The following is a 23,980-nucleotide window of genomic DNA, read 5'->3' as shown; positions in this document are numbered from 1 at the left end:
CGCCGCGTTAGATTTCTTTTTGTTCATTAATAAGGCAATTCGCCTATCTGAACGACTCAGTCATTGGTATTACTGTGCTGCTTAAATGGCGCTTTCATATAACGGAAGAAATCGCTATCTGGGCTGAGTACCATAATGTTATTGCCATCATTCTTGAAGCTCTTCTCATAAGCACGCAGGCTACGAATGAACGCATAGAATTCAGGATCTTTGTTGAACGCATCGGCAAACAGCTTGGCCGCTTCCGCATCACCTTCCCCACGCAGGATAAGTGCCTCTCTATTCGACTTAGCTTTAATTTCAGTTGCTGTTTTATCTGCTACTGCACGGATCTTTTCAGCTTCTTCCAGACCTTGTGAGCGCAGGAGACGTGCCTCAGCTTCACGATCTGCACGCATACGCTGATAAATTGCTTCTGAAATTTCCTGTGGCAAGTTAATCTGTTTGATACGCACATCCACAACCTCAATGCCCAGCTCGGCCATACTATTCTGGTTCAGAATGGGTTGTTTGTCTTTCGTTTCCTGCCCGACATTAGCCGCAGCCGAAGCAACAGGATTATCCGCTGTTTCTGCCGTGCCACCATCATTTGTTCCCAAGTTCAAGGAATTACGCACATCGGTAGTTAAACGGCCACGGGAATCCGTCACAATACCACGCACATCCAAACGACCGATTTCAGAACGCAAACGGTCACTGAATTTACGCTTTAGCAGCAGTTCAGCCTGAGCAATTTCTCCATTACCTGTCGCCAGATAATATCTGCTGAAATCTTTAATCCGCCATTTCAGGTAAGAATCAACAATCAGGTCTTTATTTTCACGCGTCAGGAAACGGTCAGCTTTGATATCCATAGTCTGGATACGGGCATCAAGTGTTTTGACTGTCTCAATAAATGGAATTTTAAAATGCAGACCAGGCTGATAAACCAGTGGTTTATTTTCCGCATCACGCGCAACCTTACCAAAACGCAGTACAATACCGCGCTGACCTTCGTACACGATGAATATCGACGTATACAACACAACCAATATAATGGCAATAGCAAAGACGAATGACTTACGCATGATTATGGTCTCCCTTGTCTTGGCGTCTCACCACGCAGGCTACTGGGATTGCCATAGCTAGAATGATTATTACTGGAGTTGTTATAACCTGTTTGTCCTTGTTCAGGTGCAAAATGTGTAGAGCCGCTCTTCTCTGGCGCTACTTTGGCATCTGATGACTGCGTTTTCGGTACTTCAGCTTGTTTACGAAAAACCTGATCCAATGGCAGTACCAGCATGTTATTGCTCTTTTCGTTTGCAATGACCTTACGGGTATTACTCAGAACATACTCCATCGTTTCAATGTAAAGACGCTCACGGGTAATTTCCGGTGCAGCTTTATACTCAGGCAGAATTTTGGCAAAACTTGCCACTTCACCCTGAGCATTCAATACCACACTGACTTTATAGGCTCTGGCATCTTCAATCATGCGTTGAGCATCACCCTTAGCCATAGGCAAGACAGCATTTTTGTAGGATTCAGCTTCACGAATGGTTTTTTGCTCTTCCTCACGCGCTGCGATAACATCATCGAATGCCACTTGCACCTCTTCTGGTGGACGGGCAGTTTGGAAGTTAACATCAAGCAGCGTGATCCCCATGTTGTATGGACGAATGGTTTCTTCCAGTACTTTCTGGGTATCGTTACGCACGATGGTACGATCTGCCGTCAGGATTTTTTCCATGGTGTATTTGCCTACAACACCACGCACTGCGCTGTCAGTCGCTTGGCTCAGGCTGTTGTCCGGGCTGGTGACATTGAAAAGATAAGCCGCAGGGTCGGTCACACGATACTGTACGTTCATTTCAGCACGCACTACGTTTTCATCCGATGTCAGCATGACACCCGATGTCGCCAGTTCGCGAACAGATTCGACGTTAACGGCTCGGACTCGATCGATAAACGTCATTTTCCAGTTCAAGCCAGGCTGCACAACATGGCTAAATTTACCCAATCGGATAACAACGCCACGCTCTGTTTCTTTGATAGTATAGAACCCACTTACAACCCAGACAGCAACGGCAGCAGCAACGGCAAGACCAATAATACGTCCACCAAATTTAGGACCCTGCTCAGAACCATTTCCACCTTTTTTTCCACCGAAACCACCGAGTTTTTCACTCAGCTTACGGAATAGATCGTCGAGATTAGTTGCCCCACGGTTTCGACCACCTTTATTGTTGCCGCCGGAGTTGCCGCCATTATTATTGCTGCTTCCCCACGGGTCGCGGTCCTGTCCGTTATTACCGGGCTGATTCCACGCCATGTTTTAGCTCCACTTTTTAGTTTTTCACTGGTTTTTCAGAGGTGACTGCTCTCCACCCTAACGGATGAGGCTTCCCACTTCACAGGCCATTGCCTGTCCCTGACAGGTCTGACAGCGGCCTCTGTGGGCAGAAACGACAAATTTCGTCGTTTTGTAAGCAACCAATATTTTTGGGTGATGCTTCTGACAGTACTGATTCTGTCACAGTCATTTCATCACCGCCATCCCATTACAGCTACTACACGACTATAAACGCCTTGAAATGGCTGACAAAATGATACCTTGTTTGTCTTCCTGAGCCAATCAATCAGACAACATAGTCAAGTAAATTCAATTCTTGTTTACATAGTCGGCGCCAATCAACCATCGGCATCCTGACTTCAATACCAATTTGACCACCGTCTTCTATCCATTCACGCTCAATGGCCTGAAGCTGGTAAAAACGACTGCGCAAACGCCCTGCCTCAGGCGGCAGATGCAATTCATAGTGTGCGATTTCACCTGAAAGACATTCGGTCAACACCTGAAATAACAGAGGGATACCTGCTCCAGTTTGTGCGGATAACCAGACCCTTATCGGGCGGTTTTCCTCATCGCGATCAATGCGTGGAACAAAATCTTCCAACATGTCAATTTTATTCATCACCAACAAGGAAGGGATCTCATTGGCTTCAATTTCTTCCAGAACACTGTCCACTGCAACAATGTTTTCATCCAAACGGCTGTCTGCCGCATCCACAACATGCAACAGCAATCTTGCCTGCCGAGTTTCCTGCAAAGTAGCTTTAAACGCCGCAACCAAATCATGAGGTAAGTGGCGAATAAAACCCACGGTATCCGCCAAAACAACTGTACCGACGTCATTTACGTCTATCCGGCGCAAAGTGGGATCGAGGGTAGCAAAAAGTTGATCGGCAGTATACACCTCAGCCGAAGTTATCCGGTTGAATAAACTAGATTTTCCCGCATTGGTATAACCCACAAGAGAAACAGTGGGAATATCAGCTTTATTACGTGCCTGACGCCCCTGCTCGCGCTGTTTTTCAACTTTGCCGAGACGCCCCAGAATCTGCTTGATTTTGTCACGCAGCAAGCGGCGGTCAGTTTCTAGCTGAGTTTCCCCTGGGCCACGCAGACCGATCCCCCCCTTCTGACGTTCAAGGTGAGTCCAGCCCCGTACCAGACGGGTAGATAAATGACGTAATTGTGCCAACTCGACTTGCAACTTACCTTCGTGCGTTCTTGCCCGTTGGGCAAAAATATCCAAGATCACACCCGTGCGATCAACGACACGACATTGGCAAAGACGTTCAAGATTACGTTCCTGGGCAGGGCTTAGTGCATGGTTGAACAAGACCACATCAGCACCGCTGTTCTTGACAGCCTCAGCAATTTCCTCTGCCTTGCCTTCTCCGACAAAATATTTCGGATTGGGCGCCTTTCTGCTTCCCGTCACAATCTGCACAGGAGAAACACCAGCGGAAGTCACCAATGATTCGAATTCACTGAGATTTTCCGTATCTTTTTCCTGTGAGAAAAAAACATGCACCAGAACGGCTAATTCTCCGCCTTCATAACGATCAAACAACGGTGCAACCCCTCAGGCTAAGTAGAAATCCATAGGAAAAAACATAGGTAAAGTCTCCCTACCTATGTTTTTATTTACGTCAGGCACGGACACTGATTTATTCAGCGCCATCACTTTCCTGTGGTGCTGCTGGGTTAACGCCAGCATGATAATTTCCAACGCCAGTCGTCACGTTCGGATTATTGCCGTGGTGAGACACAGGACGGGAAGGCACAACAGTTGAAATGGCATGTTTATAAACCATCTGACTGACCGTGTTTTTCAGTAAAATGACAAATTGGTCAAAAGATTCAATCTGACCCTGTAATTTGATGCCGTTGACCAAATAAATAGAAACCGGGACCCTTTCACGCCGTAACGCGTTCAGGAATGGATCTTGCAAAGATTGCCCCTTAGCCATTCTATATTTTCCTTATTTTGTTGTTCTTAACTAAGAACCTGTTGGTTCGAAAAAGTAACTACTCAAAAATAACGCTTTGTACTGATCAATTGTACACAATCAATGAATTTATGTACTAATAACCTGCATCACTGTATTCAATGCCTGTTCAGGTTGGTCACTGTCCAACCAAGTCACATTGTCCCAGCCTCTTAGCCACGTGATCTGGCGCTTCGCTAGCTGGCGTGTCGCACAGATGCCACGATAAACCATCTCATCATGAGAGATTTCGCCTGAAAGGTAAGACCACATTTGACGATAACCAACACAACGAATGGAAGGTAAATCTGTATGCAAATCACTACGAGCATAAAGTGCTTTTACTTCATCTTCAAACCCTGATTTGATCATTTGTTCAAAACGGGCGGCGATGCGCTGATGCAAAATTTCACGGCTTGCAGGTGCGATCGCAAATTGATGAACACGATAAGGCAATATTTCTCCAGACATTTCAGTCAATGCAGTTAGAGTTTTACCCGAAATTCGAAAAACTTCCAGTGCACGAGTGAGACGTTGTGGATCATTTGGGTGAATTCTTGCTGCTGCAACGGAGTCAATTTCCTGCAATTGCCGATGCAAGGCTTCCCACCCATGTTTGGCCGCCTGTTGCTCGATCTGCGCCCGGATCTCAAGATTAGAAGAGGGTAAAGGCGATAATCCTTCCAGCAATGCTTTGAAATATAGCATGGTTCCGCCAACTAGGAGGGGAATTCTCCCAGCAGCCGTGATATCCGCCATTTCTTTCAGAGCATCACGGCGAAAATCAGCAGCGGAATAAATTTCAGCCGGATCGAGAATGTCAACCAGACGATGAGGCGCCTGTGCCTGCTCTGCTGCGGTAGGTTTTGCAGTACCAATATTCATTTCACGATAAATCAACGCAGAATCAACACTGATTAATTCAACAGGAAGATGCTGATGTAAGGCGATCGATAACGCCGTTTTTCCTGAAGCTGTCGGCCCCATGATGAAAATGGCTGTCGGTAGATGTTGAGTTTTTAAATCACTCATGATTGAGAAGTGCCACCACTGCTTGTAAATCAATTAACTGTAATAAGCCCTCTGGCGGGGATTCCACCAATTGAGGGCAAAGACGCTCGACGTCAGCTAAAAGCTGGACGGCTTGCGCAATGTTCCACGTTTCATGTTCGCTCCCAACGTGACGGGAGAGCCAAATCGCTACCTGTTCAGCACAGGCCGAGGGTTGTTCCACTAGATAGTTCAACAGCTCCGGCAGGAGTTTCGGCAGGTTCTGTTGACGCAGTGGCAACGATACCGCATGAATAGTTACTTTTCCATGTGCGACTGTAGATTCAATACCGAAAGTCTTCAATAGCTCACTATTCTGCTTTAAAGCGTCGATTTCTGCCTGACTGAGAGACAGTTTCAGCGGGATCAGTAGCGGCTGCGATTTAAGCCCCAGCTCCCCTGGCGTCAACTGCACCTGTTTCAGCCAGCGTTCAGCAACTGGCAAAGACAGTAGCCCAATCCCCAACGGAGACTCAATCAAGGCATAACTGGCAGCATGGATGCTCAATACCTTGCCAAAACTGTAACTAATGTTTTTTCCCTGCAAAAGTGCGGCACCAACAGGAATCGGAGCGGCTTTTTCCCTCACGGAGACAGCTCTTTCAGGAAACAGCGGCCGTTTCTCCTCTGGTGCAGATTGCATCATTTTCTGGTACAACTCGCCCTGTTTCTTCTGGTAATTTTCCCCATGATGAAGTTGCCGCGTATCATTGCCAGAATGCGGGCGATCAAGCTGAGGCTGTTCTTTGTCATGCCCTCCAGATGAAACCGAGGGGGCAGCCGCGGCGCGGGAAGGCGGTGATGCCTTCAGTGAAGCCGTATTTTGCTGGAGAAAATGGTTCTCTCCCGCAGAAAGACGGTTTTCCGGCACCCAACTGGCAGCCGGCTCCTCACAACCAAGCGCCAGTTCAGCTCCTTTCCCCCTTTGTTTCAATACTGCTGCCACACCCTGATAAATAAAATCATGTACCAGACGTGCCTGATGGAAGCGTACCTCATGCTTCGCTGGATGCACATTGACATCAACCTGATGCGGATCAATCTCCAGATACAATACATAAGCAGGCTGCTTCTCTCCCTGAAGCAAATCTTGATAGGCCTGACGGATAGCATGATTAATCAGCCGATCCCGCATCATACGTCCATTGACATAACAATACTGAATATCGCCCCCGACAGTATCACTCATGGGATCAGCAACCCATCCTTTAATAGACAAGGAATCATGCTGCCACGACAGCGCAAGAGCCTGCTGCACAAACGCCATTCCGCAAATGGCCGCCAAACGTCGCTCATGCTGAGATTCTTCTTTCGCTGGACGATACTGACGAACCAATTTGCCGTTGTGATGCAGGTTGATCGCCACATCCAACCGTGCCAGAGCTATCCTGCGCACCACTTCATCAAGATGCCCGAATTCGGTTTTTTCTGTTCTCAGGAATTTGCGACGTGCTGGCGTATTATAAAACAGATCCAATACTTCAACCGTCGTACCGACGGGATGAGCTGCGGGTTTTACGGTGACTTCCATATCACGGCCTTCGGCGTAAGCCTGCCACGCTTCTGTCTGGCTTTCAGTACGGGAAGTCAGAGTCAATCGTGAAACCGAGCTGATACTGGCCAGTGCTTCCCCACGGAATCCCATACTGACAATCGCCTCCAAATCATCAAGCGAAGCGATTTTACTGGTGGCATGACGTGCCAGTGCTAATGTCAGATCCTGCTGGTCTATCCCACAGCCGTTATCACGAATGCGGATTAATTTCGCGCCACCGCGTTCAATCTCAATATCAATGCGGGTAGCGCCGGCATCAAGGCTGTTTTCCACCAATTCTTTCACCACCGATGCAGGGCGCTCAACCACTTCACCAGCAGCAATCTGATTTGCTAATTGTGGGGGTAAAATCCTGATAGCCATATTCAACCTTCTTTACGGTTTAGTATTACATTGGAGAAGTCTGCAACGGGTTAGCCTGAAAATAGTGGCGCAGCCCAAAGTGAATGGCTTGTGCCAGTCTCGCCTGATAATCGTTAGATCCCAGCAGTTCTTCTTCCGATAAATGACTAATAAAACCCGTTTCCACCAAGATGGAAGGAATATCCGGGGAACGTAATACACCCAGGCTTGCATGTTCTGGTCTACGCTTATGCAAAGAGCCAATGTGAGATAACTGGCTCAATACTTGAACAGCAACGTCATAGCCCACTCTCTGGGAATGACCAAACTGCAAATCTAACACAGCCTGACTCAATAGCGGATTAATACCATTGGATAGAACATCTCCCGCACCGCCCAACAATTCCGATTGTTTCTCGTGCTGCTCCAGCCAATTCCCCAATTCACTGTTTGCGCGACGGTTGGATAGTACCCAAACAGAAGCCCCTCTGGCGCTGCGGTTAGGTGCTGCATCCGCATGGATAGACACCAGCATATTGGCTTTGTGCTTACGGGCGACCTCAGACCGTCCGGCAACTGAGATGAAATAATCGCCACCCCTCGTCAAAACAGGCTTGAACATGGGATCATTGTGTAAAAGTACTTCCAGCTTGCGTGCAACGCTGATGGTCACGTTCTTTTCCTTCAATCCCCCTTGCCCGATGGCTCCTGGGTCTGTCCCACCATGCCCTGCGTCAATGGCAATCACAATCGGATATTTTCCCTGTGCTGCCTTAGTTGCCTGCTTTTTCACTCCTTGGTCATGATGAGCCGGAGTTTGCTTTATCTCCTGCTTCGGTGACTGAGCATTATTAGCTAATAACTGCTTACTTTCATGTAATGAAGTATTTCCCTTGAGCATTGAGGTGCTATTCGTTGTACTTTTAGCCGTTGCACTATTAGTTTTCAACGTAAACATCACCTGATATTCACTGGCGGATTCTTTCACCGAAGAAGTCGCGGTAGCCTGATGTGCCAATTCCAATACAAGCCGCTTATGCTGTGCATCAGGGGACTGACTGGTTCGAATCACTTTCACCAGATTCTGGCCTGATAAACGCATCGGCAGTCCCATGACATGACCAGACTGACGAATATCCACCACCAACCGCTCAGGAGCATGCAGAGGGAAAAACCGATAATCAGGATGCCCGCCAGTGAATCCCAACGTTACGGTAGCTTCAGATGGGCTATTATTCACATGAATATTCGACAACGTAGCCGCTGTCGCCGTCATCATGATCAGTTGACTCAACATGACAAACAATACACAGGACATCACCCAATGGGCTTGCCATTTCTTTATTACTTTCACAAAGAAAGCATTCATCATGGTCGGGTATTCCTTCATAAGGACTTCAGATTATCCAGCAGATTTTCACCATATTCAGATAACGCGACAAAACGCGCGCGCCGCCCTTCGCTGTCATAGCTCAAATGCAGCTCAATATCGGCATCAGGTAAAAACCCTGCACCCTGTTGAGGCCATTCCACCAGACAAATAGCATCCTGATGGAAATAATCACGAATGCCCATAAATTCCAGTTCTTCAGGATCAGACAGACGGTAAAGATCAAAATGATAGACAGGCCGCGGTAGCAAAGCATAAGGTTCAACCAGCGTATAAGTCGGACTCTTCACATGCCCCTGATGGCCAAGCGCCTGTAGGAAGCCACGACTGAATGTCGTTTTTCCGGCACCCAGATCGCCATATAAATAAATAACATAGCCGCGATCGCCGGTTGCCGCCACTGCATTGCCCAATGCAACCGTGGCATTTTCATTTGGAAGTAATAAAACGAGTTCTTTCATCGAAAAGTATCTATTTTATTTATTGAATTAGAGCCTAATGAGATTTAGGTTTATCAGTTAAATAGTTTAACCAATAACCATAACATAACTCAGCCATTATCATTTAACATCTTCTGCTCCGCCGTACTGCCACGTACCGCACTTTTTGTATTCAATCCGCTGTGTGCTAAACTACGTCCCCTTTGCAGCAGTAATTTGATATTCAATGGCAACCCCTCTTGATCTGAATCTTCTGGCAACAAACATCAAACAATGGAGCCTTTCCCTTGGCTTTCAACAAGTCGGTATCTGTGACACCGATTTATCCGCAGAAGAACCCAAACTACAGGAATGGCTTGATAAGCAATACCACGGTGAAATGGATTGGATGGCTCGTCACGGTATGATGCGCGCCCGTCCCCATGAACTACTACCTGACACCTTGCGGGTCATCAGCGTACGCATGAATTACCTGCCAGCCAAAGCAGCTTTTGCCAGTACACTGAATAATCCTGAATTAGGTTATGTCAGCCGCTATTCGCTGGGCAGAGACTACCACAAGCTATTGCGTCAGCGACTCAAAAAACTCGGTGAACAGATTCAAGACTATTGCAGTGCTCATGAATATCAGGGAACTCTGAATTTTCGGCCTTTTGTCGATTCTGCCCCGATCATGGAGCGTCCCTTGGCGGCCAAGGCTGGTCTCGGCTGGGTTGGTAAACACTCACTTATATTAAATCGAGAATCGGGTTCATGGTTTTTCCTCGGAGAATTGTTGATTAACCTTCCCCTTCCCATAGATGCCCCACAAGAGGAGCAATGCGGGCGTTGCGTTGCCTGTATGACGACCTGCCCAACAGGTGCCATTGTTGAGCCTTATACCATTGATGCCCGACGCTGTATTTCTTACCTGACCATTGAATTGGATGGTGTGATCCCTGAAGAATTGCGCCCGTTAATGGGCAACCGGATTTATGGTTGTGACGATTGCCAGCTTATTTGCCCATGGAATCGTTTTTCACAATTAACGGATGAAGTAGATTTCAGCCCTCGTGCTGCCCTGCACACGCCAAAATTACTTGATTTATTCAGTTGGAGCGAAGAAAAGTTTCTACGTATTACGGAAGGATCAGCAATCCGCCGCATTGGTTATTTACGCTGGCTGCGCAATATTTCCGTTGCTTTAGGTAATGCTCTTTATCAGGATGATATCGTGCTGGCACTGAAAAAAAGAATCGGTTTAAGTGAAGTACTGGATGAACATATCCACTGGGCCATCGATCAACAAATAACTCGCCGCAATGCCAATACGATTGAAGTTCAAACATCACAGCAGAAGCGATTAATTCGGGCAATTACCAAAGGAATACCCAGAGATGCTTAATAATTAACCAGTCGAATTTATTGTCAAAAAACCCGTCTATTTCCTTGTGAATAAAATAAAAATGCCTTGTTGATCAACAGACAAATAAAGTTTAAATATTAATCAATGTCATTTTAAATGAAATAAATTATTTTAATTTATCAATAAGTTAAATATGATTTATTATTTTAAATAATGGGTCAAAAAATACAGATACAGAAATTTCGCCTGTGGATAACTCTGTGCAGCAAATAGAGCATCGTCAGACAAGTCAATATGGCAGTAAGGTTAAATACTGTGGATAAAAAACAGTAATTGTATTTCAGTGGAAAAGAATCAGAAATAAGCAATAAAACCAGAATCCACTCACACATTCTAGACGCTGGTGAAGAAATTTTCCTCTGCCTATTCAAAAATGAGGCGGCATTATGGACTTGTTGTATCTGGATAGCAAGTGCTTTATCGACAATTTATTTATGGTAGTGATAGATGGTACGGATCAGGTAGTTACTCCCTGCGATAGATCCCCCCAAAGGAGAAAAAAGGAGAACTGCAGCAGTTATGCCAATTGTGATAAACACGAGAGTCCAGCGAAGTTGTTTCGTAGCGGCGCTGCCAGAAAGAAAATTCCCCGCTATTCCAGCAAGGCCGTAGGCAAACAAAAGTGGATTAATCCAGCTATTATCGAACTTGTAGACGGTCTGGAGCAGTGGTCGTACATATGTGTACGCCATAAAATGACCAACGACCAGAAAAACGTGACCAATATCCAGAATATTGACCTGCTTCTTTATGGTCTTGTCAAAGACAATTAGCTGAAATATCAGGATTTCATGAAAATCAGAGAGGTGATTAGCCCCAGACCGTCAGCGCCGGAATAGTTGGCGCTTTTCCGACAGGCTTGGCTTGCCAGATAATAAGAAGGTATCATCAGATAGCTGCTAATCTTAGCAGGATTAATCGTTATTAAATTTCGATGAACTTTGTTGAGATAGGAAATATGGGTCAGGCTATTATTTCAGAGACATGCAAGAAATCAGTAGAAGTTTATAGATAAGATATTGGAGCGGGAAACGAGACTCGAACTCGCGACCCCAACCTTGGCAAGGTTGTGCTCTACCAACTGAGCTATTCCCGCGTCGCTTATGGCTGTATTTAGCCTGAAATGCCTGAATGCTTATGATAAATAATACTATTTTTATATCTGCATATCAGGAACAGGCGCTATTATGGACTTGCTCAAAGAAGATGACAAGTCCTTTGCATCCACTCTTATGCCAAGCGCTCAAAAAACACTCGTGAAAGAGAGTCCACATCTATTTTAGAAACATTTGTGATTCTAAAAATTAACACTAAACATACAACTAACCTCTAATAAGATTTGTGCTTGTCGGAATAATTTTAGGGCAATAGATTAGAGATAGTTTTGGTCGTATCTTAGACAATAATGCTCCTCAAAAAGGGCCAAGTGTATGACTCAACATTATCCATCTAAATTTGTCACAGGTACTGATGCCCTTGCTGAGCTTTTACTCGCTCAGGCTGAACTGGATAAAAGCCATAATCTCAACACTGCGGGGTTTGTTGCTGGATATCGCGGCTCTCCCTTAGCCCGTTTAGATCAGGCATTATGGCAGCATGGTAAAGAACTTGCTCAATCCAATATCCGCTTTCAACCTGCTATCAACGAAGATCTCGCCGCCACTGCACTTATCGGTACTCAAAAAGTCGAATCCGATCCTGATCGGAATGTTATCGGCGTCTTTGGCATGTGGTACGGCAAAGGACCTGGAGTGGATCGCTCTGGCGATGCGCTCAGGCATGGCAACGCTTATGGCTCTTCACCACACGGGGGCGTACTTGTAATCCTCGGTGATGACCACGGTTGTGTCTCCTCCTCCATGTCCCATCAATCTGATCTCGTTTTAATGGCTTGGAGTATGCCGATTTTGCATCCAGCATCTGTTTCTGACTATCACGATGTAGGATTATGGGGCTGGGCGGCATCGCGCGCGAGTGGGGCTTGGGTCGGGTTTAAAGCAATCAGTGAAGTTGTGGAAAGTAGTGCTATCAGAAAAAGCAAACCCTTTCCTGAATATAAAACACCTGAAATCGATTCTGGCCCAGATGGGCTGCATTGGCGTTGGCCGGATCTTCCCGGCCCACAGATTGAGAAACGCTTGGCCTATAAACTTAAAGCCGTTGAAGCCTTCGCCAGAGCTAATCCGATCGATCAACTCCTTGCCCCGTGCGCCCATCCGCGTGCTCTGCTGGTCACCGTTGGCAAAGCGCATCGAGATGTGCTGGAAGCCTTACGTGCCGGAGGCTTAACGCCTTCCCAACTTGCCAAACAAGGGGTGGCTTTTGTCCATGTCCGCTTAGTCTATCCTCTGTCACCGCTTCTCAGCGATCTTGCTTCACAGGTCACTGATATTTTTGTTATTGAGGAGAAGAACGCTGTTGTCGAGATCCTGCTGGCACGCCATCTGGTTAATTCACAGAAAAATATTAAGCTGATAGGCAAACACAATCATCTTGGCCAGCAATTTTTACCCGCAGACATTGAGTTACGTCCTTCATTGATTACTCCCCTGCTTTCTGGATGGCTAAACAAACTCGATTTGTTTCTCTCGGTTCCTCTGGAATGGGCAACTAAAACAACACCACACGATCTTACGCTTCCCAAACGCACACCTTATTTCTGCGCAGGGTGTCCCCATAGCACATCAACCCGTTTACCTGAAGGCAGCCAAGCCCAAATTGGTATTGGGTGTCATGTCATGGCGGCTTGGATGGATCGTAATACGGGATTTGGTCTTGTTCAAATGGGAGGGGAAGGTGCCGACTGGGTCGGGCATTCACCTTTTATTAACCGTCCCCATCTCTTTCAGAATTTAGGCGATGGGACCTATTTCCATTCCGGCCATTTATCCATTCGCCAATCAATAGCCGCAGGCAATCACATTACTTATAAATTGCTATTTAATCAGGCTGTGGCCATGACTGGAGGACAGCCACTGGATGGTAATCTTACCATACCGCAGATTGTAGCCTTAATGCTGGCTGAAGGGGTCAAAGAAGTCGCTATTGTTACGGATGATATTGATAAATATCAGGATAAAAACCTGCTAACCGCTAAGGTGACGCTTTATCAACGTGATTACCTCGAAGAGGTGCAGAAACGTTTTCGAGAAATCGCGGGGGTAACCGTAATTATCTACGATCAGGCCTGTGCCACAGAACTACGCCGTAAGAGAAAGCGGGGTCTGGAGCCGAAAGCGACACGACGCGCCGTGATTAACGAGTTGGTCTGTGAGGGGTGTGGTGACTGTCAGGTACAATCAAATTGCCTCGCAGTGATCCCGGTCAAAACCTCACTGGGGACTAAACGCAAGATCGATCAACACGTCTGCAACTCCGATCTATCCTGTCTGAAAGGGTTTTGCCCCAGCTTTGTCACCGTCGAAAATGCCAATCCACGCCATGATCTCAGTAAAATAATCCCGCAAGGCGATCTAGACAAATTACTCCGTGAATTACCCCAGCCAATACTGATCATTAGCGATAACCCTTATGAGATCCTGCTCGTCGGCGTAGGTGGTACAGGTATCGTCACCGCAGGGAATTTACTGGCGATTGCGGCCGAAGCAGATAATTATTCCGTCAGTCTACTCAATTTTACGGGTTTTGCACAAAAAGGCGGTGAAGCAATCACCCATGTCCGACTATGCCATGATATGAATAAGCTACATCAAGTCAGAATTGACCGTGGGCGCGCTAATCTCATCATCGCGGCTGATTTAGTGGCCGCAACGGGACAAAATTCACTGACAGTGATGTCAAAAAGTGCAACGAAATGCGTCCTCAATACTCATGAAACGCAAATCGGCACTATGCTTCGGGCTCCCACCCTGAATCTGGATCATCCCAAAATGATGACGACTCTTCACCAACACTGCCAAACATTAAATTCCATTGATGCCGAAATAATGGCCGCTGATCTGGTCGGTGACCGAAACCAAACAAATATCGTATTAATCGGTTATGCATGGCAGCTCGGTAAGATTCCAATCACGCTTTCTGCTATCGACCATACTATTCAAGCACTGGGCAATGCCGCAGACAGTGCACGACGCGCTTTCCATATCGGTCGCATTGCTGCTGTACAGCCAGATATCCTGAATGAGCGCCTGCACATCAAGCCGCAAGAAAGCATTAAGACGCTGGATGATCTTATTATGCATCGATATCAATTTTTGGTTGATTACCAGAATGAAGGATATGCACAGCGTTATCTCAGTCGCGTTGCTCAGATTCAACTGGTCACGCAACAAATTGATGCGGAAGAAATTGCCAAAGCGGTCGCTGAAAATTTATTTAAACTAATGGCTTATAAGGATGAATATGAAGTCGCGCGCCTCTATGCCAAAAGCGACTTTTTCGAAAATCTCCGCTCACAGTTTGATAATACGGATAACATTCGCTTTCACTTCAGCCTGCCCCTTTTCAATCGCAAAGATCCACGTACAGGCGAGCGAGGAAAACGAGAATATGGCACATGGATCATCCCTATCTTCCGCGTTCTTGCCGCATGTAAGCCACTTCGTGGAACTATGTTCGATATCTTCGGCTATCAGGAAGAGCGCAGACAGGAAAGAAATTTACTGCTCGAATATGAGCGATTACTTGATTTTCTGATAGAAAAACTGAACCGCGATAATTTAGCGATCTGTCAGCAACTCGCGGAGCTGCCCGATCAAGTCCGTGGCTTCGGTCATGTTAAGCAAAAAGCGATAAAAAACATGATGGAGCGTAAGGAGGCATTACTGGAAAAGCTATAAAAAAACAGAGTGATAGCACAGATAAAAAATATTTTGGGTACGGTGAGGTTAAGCGGTTGCCATATTATTAATGAATGAACGGCTGCGAAAACATAGAAGCCACTGTTGGCGAGTCTTCATACAGCCGTTTAGCTTAATCCAGATGATGCGTCATTATCAGTATGCTTTTTTTGACATGACATCACCCTGTTAATTGAAGGATATTTCTACCACATTCATTGCGCTTGAATAGCGAGATCGTCAAATAACAGCGAATCCTGAAGCCGTTTACGCATGGACTTTTTGGATGTCAGCAACATACTAACGTCTCGCTCTAAACAAGGGAAAAATCGGTCATGCTGTTCAATATCACTCAAAGATCGCGAGGTGTTGACGATTGCACGGGCACGCGGTTGCCGAATAGCTTCATATCGGCGTAGCGCAACACGGTAGTCCTCAGTATTTTTAAGCACGTACCCCAGCACCGCAGCATCTTCTATAGATATTCCAGCACCTTGACCGAGACTGGTTAGCATCGGATGAGCGGCATCACCGAGAAGAGTCACTCGTCCCTTTGTCCAATGTTCAGGGAAGGTTCTATCTTTGGCGTCTACAGTGATTATGGATTCACTGTCAGTTGAGTTAATGATATCTTGAACAAGATCCGGCCAACCCGCATAAAACTCAGCTACATCCCTATTCGTACCTTTCCATCTTTTGGCGTCATCATTCGACATATTCGCGGTTCCCCACCAATACACCCAGCCATCACCGATATCTACAATCCCCATACGCTTCCCTCTCCCCCAATAATGGGCAACGTAGCCGGGTGTAATTTTGGGATGGGAGTATTTAACTAAGGCGAGCCAGCAAATATAACCGGCTTCCTGAATAATAGATTCTGTTCCGATCGCGTCACGAATTGCAGAATAAAACCCATCAGCCCCGACAATAATGTCTCCCGATGAAACAGTGCCATCCTCGAAATTGATATGGACAGCATCACTCGTTTCGTTATAGCCAGTTACGCGTTTACCAAAACTAATATCCGCATCGCCAAGCTGATCCAACAACGCTCTCTGGAGGTTTTCCCTTGATATGCAAATACTCGGAGTGCCTTGCTCATCAGAGATCTTTTGAACAGGGAGGCGCTTCAAGAGCAATCCTGAGCTATGTCGAATCTCAAAGTTTCGAACTTCAGCACCATAATTCTTCAACCCGAGGTCGATATCAAGCAGCTTCTTCATCGCCGAACTGGCGTTTGACATTACCGATAAACCCGATCCAGTCGCTCGTAAACTGTCCGTCTTCTCAAAGAGACGCACAGACCAACCAATTTTTTTCAATGCGATCGCGCATGACAACCCACCGATACCCGTACCGACGATGAGCGCAGAAGGTTTTCTAGACATTAGCATTCACCCCTTTCACTTTATTAATTTCAGTAATAATTGCCGACACCATTGGCCCAACGAAAGGTTCTTCCATAATAGTCAGATGATCGCCATCCACTTCAATCAAGTTCACTCGGCCAGACGTCTTGCCACCCCAGCCATTCAGAGGATCATGATATTCACTACGAATAGTATTGTGCATCTCTTGCAATATCTGAGGAAGAGGCTGCTTTGCGCGAATAAGCGTCACATCAAGATTCGGACATTGTGCGTTGTATTCAGCCGCGGCTTGCCAATTAGCACTATACACCTCGAAAAGGCGCTGCATGACTGCTTTTGTGCTGCCTTCCGGGATCGCTCCTATCTGGGTTGCATGATCAGTGATGTACTCGAATTTCTCTTGCAAGCTTTCGATATAGGAAGGAACAACATGAACGGGTAACGAAGATCCCTTCGATGTCCACAGCAATTCCCAGAAGAACCAACTAAGCAAAGCATCATCGCTCGCCTGACCTTTTGCCTGTGAGCTCAGAGCCATCGTATCAAGAATCAGAATATTAGAGACCATTTCCCCTGATCGGATTAACTGATTCGCCATTTCGAAGGCGATAAATCCACCATACGACCAGCCACCAATCACATAAGGACCCGTCGGCTGAATTCTCTTGATCGCCTCAATGTAAAAAGCAGCCTGCTCCTCAATAGTCGTTATTGGTGACGAGCCCGCATCCACACCCGATGCTTGAAGAGCATAAAGTGGCTGATCAGATGGCAGGTACGGAAGCATTCGCAGATATGACAGAATATTTCCTCCCATAGGATGTACCAGGAAGAGTGGCCTGCTGTTACCTGCTTTGCGCAGTGGAACAAGTGGGTCAAATTTGAACTGACCACCACCGTTTTGAATAAGCATGGCAAGTTTCGCAATGGTTGGTGCGCTAACAAATGCTGAAAGCGGTACGTTAATGCCATACAGTTTCTCAACAAGAACCACTATGCGCATTGCAGTCAAAGAAGTCGCACCACAATCAAAAATACTCTGCTCAGGGGCTATTTCGGGGATCTTCAGGAGCTCTGCGGTCAGCTCGCAAAGTCTGCTTTCATACTCGCCTGCTGGGCCACGATAATTTTTTTCTGATACAAGCTGTATATCCAGTTTCCGGAGCATCGCATCATCACGCTTGCCACTCGGTGTCTTGGGAAGCTCGTTTATCCATGTAATGTGTGTCGGCACCATATATGCGGGTAACTCAGCTCCGATAAACTGCCTCAGTTCCTCCAGCGCGATACCATCTTCCTTACCCACCAGATAGGCGATCAAGTATGAATCCAGATCGTCACGAGGCCGAGCGACAACCGCTACTTCAACATTTTTCTTAATTTTTTCAAAGAATTCGAGAATTTTTAACTCGATTTCAGAGAGTTCTACTCTATAGCCACGAACTTTGACCAGTGTATCCTTGCGACCAAGGCTGATAATCTCGCCGCACGCTGAACGGATGCCAATATCCCCCGTCCGGTAAAACATCCCACCTGGTACGTCGGCGTGTGCAATAAACTTTTTCTTGGTTTCCTCCGGCGAACGGTAATATCCCGATGCCAAAGCGTCTCCGAACACACAGATTTCGCCAGGAACCCCATCGGGAACGACATTTGAACTCTCGTCAAGGATCACAATGCCTACACCCGTGATCGGGATACCAATCGGCGGAAGTGCAGGGAACTGGCTGGGATCACTGCTCATAGTGTAACTTGTCACCACATGAGTCTCGGTCGGGCCATACTGGTTTTCCAATATGCCGCCAGGTAGATTATCGACCAGCGTCCGTATCTCTTTGGTGACACGCAACTGCTCTCCGGACGAGACAATCACCCGCAGTTTCTTCGGAAAGAATTCCAGCATAACGGCCGTCTCAGCGAGTTGTTGCAAAGCGATGTACGGAAGGAATATCCGCTCAACGCCTTTACGATCAAGATGCCTGACCAAAGCTACCGGATCTCGACGCTCCATCTCGCTAATCAGATGCAACGTGGCACCTGATGAGAGGGTGGAGAGTATTTCCTGGAAAGAAACATCGAAACTCAAAGGCGAAAACTGGAGTGTAGAGGTAACCTTGGCGCCACTACTTATTTTATTTTGCCAGCCAACAAGATTGGTCAATCCCCTATGCAGCATCGTCACGCCTTTAGGCGTACCCGTTGAGCCGGAAGTAAATAGAATGTAGGCCGCATCAGCAGAATCTATCGTCGCATCGTCTCTTTCCGCAGTTGCCGCGATTGAATCATGCTCAAGGAAAAGCATGCGCACACTTGTGGGCAACTCTGTAATAGAATGATCGGTTACAACTACGGCCGGATTTGCTATTTTCAATATCAGCTCGATTCGGCTGGCTGGGTATGATAAGTCGATTGGAAGGCAAATAGCGCCGATCCTCAGAATAGCCAAGACAGTTGCAATTTGTTCAAACGACCTCGGTAATGCAATTCCAACCACATCCTGTTTATGGACCCCTCGTTCACTCAGCAAAAAAGCAATCTCTGTCGCCGCATCCCATAGCTGCTGATAGCTCCACTCTACGTTATCATACGTGATGGCAACTGCATCCGGATCACGTTGAACGCTATTTCGAATCATGGCTGGAAGTGAAATAAATACCTTATCCGATGTCCTTTCCACAAGGCACCCAACTTCAGTAATCGAGTGGCTGAGGGATACGGGTAATTCTGGTTGATAAGCTATTCGCTCTAACACACGATTAAAGAGCCTGGAAAAAACCGCCCCTTGTTCTCTGGCATAAATGCTTCCATTGAGATCCACCCGAACACTCGTACGTTCGCCATCAACATCGCGCATTACGTTTACCAGAATATCGAAATTTGTTTCCTCCTTCGGATCAAAGGCGACTATTTCAATACCTGACTTCGCAGAAATATCCTGCAATATATGAAAATGTACGTAGTTAAAAGCGGTCTGGACAGAGAGCAATTCATTGTCAGCTTGGATTTGGCTTAAGGGAAAACACCGATGTTTATGACTTCTTTTTTCATTTCGATACAGCCCTTCAACAACCTGAAGCCAATTCCAATTTTTTATATCAACTCTCAAAGGAAGTGTGTTCAAAAATAGCCCCAGAATACGCTCCGAGTGCTTAATTTCCGGCCGTGTATGTGTCACTACACCCGTGACGATCTCCTCTTTACCACTCATTAACGCAATGGTGGTGCAATGAGCGGCAAGATAAAGGTGCTTTATAGGGACTCGAATAGTTCTTGCCAGCTGATTAAGTGCAACATCAAGTACAGGATCTATTAGGAAACGATAAGAAAAAATACGTTTCACTGGAGCAGTTGAATATCCAGCCAAGCCTATTGGCAATGTATTCGTCGCGCCAGAGAGGTATTCTTTCCAGTAATTCTTAGACTCACTTGCTTCAAGGGTTTCTATTTCGTTTTGGACAAAAATTGACGGATTCGGCAATTCGTCTTCAGGGTAACCGAGATTAGCGCCATCATTCCCCTGAGAATAGGACAAAAGAAGCTCACGTATCAGGTTTGCAACGCTTCCTCCATCAAGAATTGCATGATGAAAGCTGAAAACTAAGTCGATATAGTTTGATTCACTATTAGCAAATATCGCTACGTGGAAAAGTGGTCCCGATAAGAACGAATAATTATACCGTGACCACTTATCCATATGAGCAAGAACTGTATGCTCATACTCAACCACATCAGGCGTTTTAATTGATAAAACATCATCAATTAGAATCTCGGGTCTGATTAGCTGAAGGGGTAAATGATAGTCACTAAGGTTAAAAACTGTGCGTAATGCGGGGTGCCTACGAACCAATCCTTGCAAAGCAGATCTGAATGCGGCTTCATTCCACGCCGACTTTAAAGTATATCGGAATACATCTTTATAAGTTCTCGCACCTTCCATCTCACGACTATGGAAAAGCAAACCAAGTTGTAATTGAGATACGGGGTAAGCATCATCGTATACTGAACTCAGCATCTTTTGGTCGGTTGCACTTATGAGAGCAAAAGGAGGAAGGGCTTCTTTCGGGCTACTGAGAACACGTGACACACTTTCGAGGACATTTCCCAAGCTACATACTGTCGTATACTGCGCCAGATCGGATAAGCCAACGTCATACCCGTGACTTTCCAGTTCTGATCTCACTTTCAACATCAGGATGGAATCGCCACCAAGCGTATAGAAGTCGTCATCTGCACCAATGTTTGACCGACCGAGTACTTTCTCCCATATCTTGGCAACAATCGTTTCGGATTCATCAAGTTTTACTGTCTGAGGAGATGCTTTATTTCCACTGACCTCTCTGAGAGCACTGGCGCGATCAAATTTTCCATTAGGTGTCAGGGGAATGCCCCCCAGTCGGACAAATCTTGCAGGAACCATGAAGGAAGGAAGCTGCTTCCCAAGCTTTGCGCGAATATCACGCTCATTCAAGTCTTGTCGGCCTACATAGACTGCAATCAGGTGTTTTCCCCGAGCATCATCTTCAACGATAACCTCCGCGTTCAGCACCTCTGGCAGGTTAAGTAAGGCGTTTTTGATTTCACCAAGCTCTATGCGATTACCGCGTATCTTCACTTGGCCATCCATCCTTCCGAGGTAAAGGATGGATCCATCTTCAGCCCAAGCCGCGAGATCACCCGTTCGGTACCAGCGACTGCAACTGTCATTCTGATCGATAATAAAACGTTCTGCCGTCAGCTCGGGGCGATTCAAATAACCTCGCGCTAATTGCACACCGCCAATCTGTAGTTCTCCAGATATACCTATAGGCTGCCTGACCCCATGCAATGAGGCTATTCTCACTGAGGTATTGTTGATCGGAAAACCGATTGGTACTGCGTTGATATCCGAATCCTGTTCCAGATTTAATTCATAGTAGGTTACGTCAACCGTTGCCTCCGTCGGGCCATATAAATTAATTAGCCTTGGTGGACGGGTATCGCGACCGAAAAGCTTCCTGTATTTATTCACGACAGCAGGGGTTAACGCTTCACCACTTGTAAATAGGCATTTCAGACTGCTAACCGATAAAAGAGACTGTCTATCATCAGTCAAAGTTTGCACATAGGGTTCAAACATTGACGGCACAAAATGCGCTACCGTTACCCCGAGTGTAGAAATTGTCTGGATCAATTCTCTGGGATCGCGTTGTGCACCTTGTTTCAGGAGTGCGACAGAAGCTCCCGTCATCGCCCACCAAAAAAGCTCCCACACAGAAACGTCAAATGATATCGACGTTTTCTGGAGGATCACATCGTCACTGGTTAACGGATGTATTTCCTGCATCCACTCTAAACGATTAACCACTGAGTGATGCTCGACAATGACACCCTTGGGGCGGCCAGTAGAACCTGATGTATAGATCACATATGCGGGTTCATGAGGCTGAGCTTTGCTTCTGTATTGATGATGAGAAGGTAGCTCAGTTGGCAGAGCGTCCAGACGGAACAAACGAGGATCATCAGATTTCATAACGTGGGGTAGATTAGAAATGACTAACTTGGCGTTGCTGTCGTTAAGCATATATTGAATACGATCTTCGGGATAGTCGCTATCAATGGGTAAATATGCCGCCCCAGTTTTGAGGACACCAAATATTGCAGCCAACATCTCTGGCGATCGCTCGACTGACACCGCCACAATATCCCCCTGGCCGATTCCCCGTCCTTCTAAAGCAGCGGCAATGGTGGATGACCATGCATTTAATTGAGAATAAGAAAGCGATGTGCCAATTTGATCTCGAAGAGCGATATTTTCAGGAAATTGTTCAGCTTTAGCCTCAAAGAGCGAAACAACGGTTTCATTCACGCTGTATTGCTTAGTTGGCCCATTCTCATACTGTCGAAGCTGCTCCATTTGCTTAGATGTCAGCAGGTTGACTTCCGACACATGCTTATCAACATTATTACCAAAATTATTGATAAGATGGATGAATGTATCTAAGAATGCATTCGCTGAGTCCTCAGTGTCAAATACTGAGCTATTCAGACACACATCTCCCCAAACATCTGCATTATTGCCATAAGTGTACAGATGAATCGCTATCGCATCCTGAGTATGCATGTGCGCAATATTCTGGGTTTTTTCTTCAAATCCAGCAATTGCCCCCCATTCTGGATAACGCAGATAGGACATTGTTACATCAAAAAGTTGACGAGAGGAACTTGCCAGAGCCGAAATAATACCCCCTAACGGAACCGATTCTTTGTCTTTCAGAAAGACGATAAAATCTTTGATCTGCGAGTAAATTGCTCTGAGTGTATTTTGAGGTAATACCTCGACTTTCACGGGAAGAATATTAGCCCGGTGACTGACTGACGTAATTTCTGCATCGGTTCTGTTAAGAAACGGCACCCCAATGAAAAATTTCTCGCTTCCGTATGCATTTGACAGCAGAACTGCCAGAGCCGTTGAAACAGCCAAAAAAGGAGTAAAACCATTTTCAATACCATGAGCAACTTCGTGCGCTGATATTTTGAATGGTCTGATATAGCTGGGGGATGTCGAAAGAGCCGCTCCAGATTTTGGAAATAACACGGGATCAGTATCAGCGATTTTCACGACGACGTCGTGGATTGCCTCATCAAGTTTACTGCCTTGCAGGGTTGGATATTTTGTCGCGTAACGTTTCACCCCTTTAAGTTGTTCATTTAGACCTAAATGATTATCTGCATAAGCACCTAGTATTTTCTTGGACAACAGATTCAGACCCCAACCGTCAGCAACGATGTGATGAGCACGTACCATTAATATAGTAGCTTGATCTGTTTGGCCTATCGCAATCTCGACCAAGGGTGAAACAGAAAGATCCCAAATCTTACGAGACCATTCATTGAAGAATAAGGCAAAGTCGTCTTCATTCTTGAATTCATATAACTCGGCACAAACCACAACAGGAGCTTTCTTCAGAACCAGATGTCCCTCTTGCTCGTGAAAAGACTTGTGGGAAGCTTGCTCCGACTCCAGAACTTGTTCAGCAACCCCCTTCAGATTTACAAGATCGATAGACCTGGGTAACAATTCACTAAGAGCCACTGTGAACTGATGACAGTGCGGATCATGTAGCTCCTCAACCCATAAATCCCTTTCGTACGAAGTCGGTTCTCCAATATCGGTAGCAATACTCATAGCTTGAACTCCATTTAGACTAATGACATTAGCTCTACGAATAACGACACAAACCGAGTATTTCTGGGCTGAAGCTGTCCCCTTGATTGAACCAAGCCAAACCGCTCCATCTCGGCTCTTAATATTCGAAAAAATTATTTC

At 46.2% G+C, this 23,980-nt stretch carries 14 protein-coding genes and 1 tRNA gene; 2 read left to right on the top strand and 13 right to left on the bottom strand.

The window, feature by feature from the left end; all coding sequences use genetic code 11:
- Positions 1-56 precede the first annotated feature (56 nt).
- The 9 genes from hflC to tsaE all read right to left on the bottom strand — a co-directional run bounded on the left by hflC (position 57) and on the right by tsaE (position 9,118).
- A complete protein-coding gene (gene hflC / locus XBJ1_RS01410; RefSeq protein ID WP_012986934.1) occupies positions 57-1,067 on the bottom strand; it encodes a protease modulator HflC in 1,011 nt (336 codons plus the stop codon).
- A gap of 2 nt (positions 1,068-1,069) precedes the next feature.
- Entirely contained in the window at positions 1,070-2,314 is a 1,245-nt protein-coding gene (gene hflK / locus XBJ1_RS01405; protein ID WP_012986933.1) for an FtsH protease activity modulator HflK, read from the bottom strand.
- A gap of 79 nt (positions 2,315-2,393) precedes the next feature.
- Positions 2,394-2,525: a hypothetical protein gene (locus XBJ1_RS22720; protein WP_268987512.1), complete on the bottom strand. Its 132-nt coding sequence runs from the start codon at positions 2,523-2,525 to the stop codon at positions 2,394-2,396.
- A 96-nt stretch (positions 2,526-2,621) separates the two neighbouring features.
- A complete protein-coding gene (gene hflX / locus XBJ1_RS01400) occupies positions 2,622-3,902 on the bottom strand; it encodes a ribosome rescue GTPase HflX (RefSeq protein WP_012986932.1) in 1,281 nt (426 codons plus the stop codon).
- 97 nt (positions 3,903-3,999) lie between these two features.
- The gene (gene hfq, locus XBJ1_RS01395; RefSeq protein ID WP_012986931.1) at positions 4,000-4,302 is read right to left on the bottom strand and encodes an RNA chaperone Hfq; all 303 of its coding nucleotides are present in this window, start codon (positions 4,300-4,302) and stop codon (positions 4,000-4,002) included.
- A 108-nt stretch (positions 4,303-4,410) separates the two neighbouring features.
- A complete protein-coding gene (gene miaA / locus XBJ1_RS01390) occupies positions 4,411-5,352 on the bottom strand; it encodes a tRNA (adenosine(37)-N6)-dimethylallyltransferase MiaA (protein WP_038198273.1) in 942 nt (313 codons plus the stop codon).
- Positions 5,345-7,288, bottom strand: coding sequence for a DNA mismatch repair endonuclease MutL (mutL, locus tag XBJ1_RS01385; RefSeq protein ID WP_012986929.1), 1,944 nt, complete (start codon positions 7,286-7,288; stop codon positions 5,345-5,347). Before mutL ends, miaA begins: the two co-directional genes overlap by 8 nt.
- A gap of 25 nt (positions 7,289-7,313) precedes the next feature.
- Positions 7,314-8,639, bottom strand: coding sequence for an N-acetylmuramoyl-L-alanine amidase AmiB (amiB, locus tag XBJ1_RS01380; RefSeq protein ID WP_012986928.1), 1,326 nt, complete (start codon positions 8,637-8,639; stop codon positions 7,314-7,316).
- 14 nt (positions 8,640-8,653) lie between these two features.
- Positions 8,654-9,118: a tRNA (adenosine(37)-N6)-threonylcarbamoyltransferase complex ATPase subunit type 1 TsaE gene (gene tsaE / locus XBJ1_RS01375; RefSeq protein WP_012986927.1), complete on the bottom strand. Its 465-nt coding sequence runs from the start codon at positions 9,116-9,118 to the stop codon at positions 8,654-8,656.
- A 205-nt stretch (positions 9,119-9,323) separates the two neighbouring features.
- Between tsaE and queG the strand changes: the two genes are divergently transcribed.
- A complete protein-coding gene (gene queG / locus XBJ1_RS01370; RefSeq protein WP_012986926.1) occupies positions 9,324-10,481 on the top strand; it encodes a tRNA epoxyqueuosine(34) reductase QueG in 1,158 nt (385 codons plus the stop codon).
- Between the two features lie 449 nt (positions 10,482-10,930).
- Here queG and XBJ1_RS21160 read toward each other — a convergent pair whose 3' ends face one another.
- Both XBJ1_RS21160 and XBJ1_RS01360 read right to left on the bottom strand, forming a co-directional pair.
- Entirely contained in the window at positions 10,931-11,194 is a 264-nt protein-coding gene (locus tag XBJ1_RS21160) for a hypothetical protein (RefSeq protein ID WP_232503298.1), read from the bottom strand.
- A gap of 328 nt (positions 11,195-11,522) precedes the next feature.
- Positions 11,523-11,598, bottom strand: a tRNA-Gly gene (locus XBJ1_RS01360).
- Between the two features lie 334 nt (positions 11,599-11,932).
- Between XBJ1_RS01360 and XBJ1_RS01355 the strand changes: the two genes are divergently transcribed.
- Complete coding sequence (locus tag XBJ1_RS01355; protein ID WP_012986922.1) at positions 11,933-15,301, top strand: indolepyruvate ferredoxin oxidoreductase family protein; 3,369 nt, start codon at positions 11,933-11,935, stop codon at positions 15,299-15,301.
- A 215-nt stretch (positions 15,302-15,516) separates the two neighbouring features.
- On the opposite strand, the gene XBJ1_RS01350 is transcribed toward XBJ1_RS01355, so the two are convergent.
- Positions 15,517-16,698, bottom strand: a complete 1,182-nt coding sequence (locus XBJ1_RS01350) for an FAD-dependent monooxygenase (RefSeq protein ID WP_012986921.1) — start codon at positions 16,696-16,698, stop codon at positions 15,517-15,519.
- On the bottom strand, positions 16,685-23,839 hold the full coding sequence (locus XBJ1_RS01345; RefSeq protein WP_012986920.1) for an amino acid adenylation domain-containing protein: 7,155 nt from the start codon (positions 23,837-23,839) through the stop codon (positions 16,685-16,687). The genes XBJ1_RS01350 and XBJ1_RS01345 overlap by 14 nt, the downstream gene beginning before the upstream one ends.
- Positions 23,840-23,980: the final 141 nt, after the last annotated feature.

The organism is Xenorhabdus bovienii SS-2004 (genome assembly GCF_000027225.1).
Lineage (GTDB): Bacteria > Pseudomonadota > Gammaproteobacteria > Enterobacterales > Enterobacteriaceae > Xenorhabdus > Xenorhabdus bovienii_C.
The sequence above is the reverse complement of the archived record's forward strand: the minus strand, read 5'-3'. Positions and strand labels throughout refer to the sequence as shown.

Coding starts and splice junctions, on each gene's coding strand:
- hflC (WP_012986934.1), bottom strand. CDS start 1,067: ATGCGTAAGTCATTCGTCTTTGCTATTGCCATTATATTGGTTGTGTTG.
- hflK (WP_012986933.1), bottom strand. CDS start 2,314: ATGGCGTGGAATCAGCCCGGTAATAACGGACAGGACCGCGACCCGTGG.
- XBJ1_RS22720 (WP_268987512.1), bottom strand. CDS start 2,525: ATGACTGTGACAGAATCAGTACTGTCAGAAGCATCACCCAAAAATATT.
- hfq (WP_012986931.1), bottom strand. CDS start 4,302: ATGGCTAAGGGGCAATCTTTGCAAGATCCATTCCTGAACGCGTTACGG.
- miaA (WP_038198273.1), bottom strand. CDS start 5,352: ATGAGTGATTTAAAAACTCAACATCTACCGACAGCCATTTTCATCATG.
- mutL (WP_012986929.1), bottom strand. CDS start 7,288: ATGGCTATCAGGATTTTACCCCCACAATTAGCAAATCAGATTGCTGCT.
- amiB (WP_012986928.1), bottom strand. CDS start 8,639: ATGATGAATGCTTTCTTTGTGAAAGTAATAAAGAAATGGCAAGCCCAT.
- tsaE (WP_012986927.1), bottom strand. CDS start 9,118: ATGAAAGAACTCGTTTTATTACTTCCAAATGAAAATGCCACGGTTGCA.
- queG (WP_012986926.1), top strand. CDS start 9,324: ATGGCAACCCCTCTTGATCTGAATCTTCTGGCAACAAACATCAAACAA.
- XBJ1_RS21160 (WP_232503298.1), bottom strand. CDS start 11,194: ATGGCGTACACATATGTACGACCACTGCTCCAGACCGTCTACAAGTTC.
- XBJ1_RS01355 (WP_012986922.1), top strand. CDS start 11,933: ATGACTCAACATTATCCATCTAAATTTGTCACAGGTACTGATGCCCTT.
- XBJ1_RS01350 (WP_012986921.1), bottom strand. CDS start 16,698: ATGCTAATGTCTAGAAAACCTTCTGCGCTCATCGTCGGTACGGGTATC.
- XBJ1_RS01345 (WP_012986920.1), bottom strand. CDS start 23,839: ATGAGTATTGCTACCGATATTGGAGAACCGACTTCGTACGAAAGGGAT.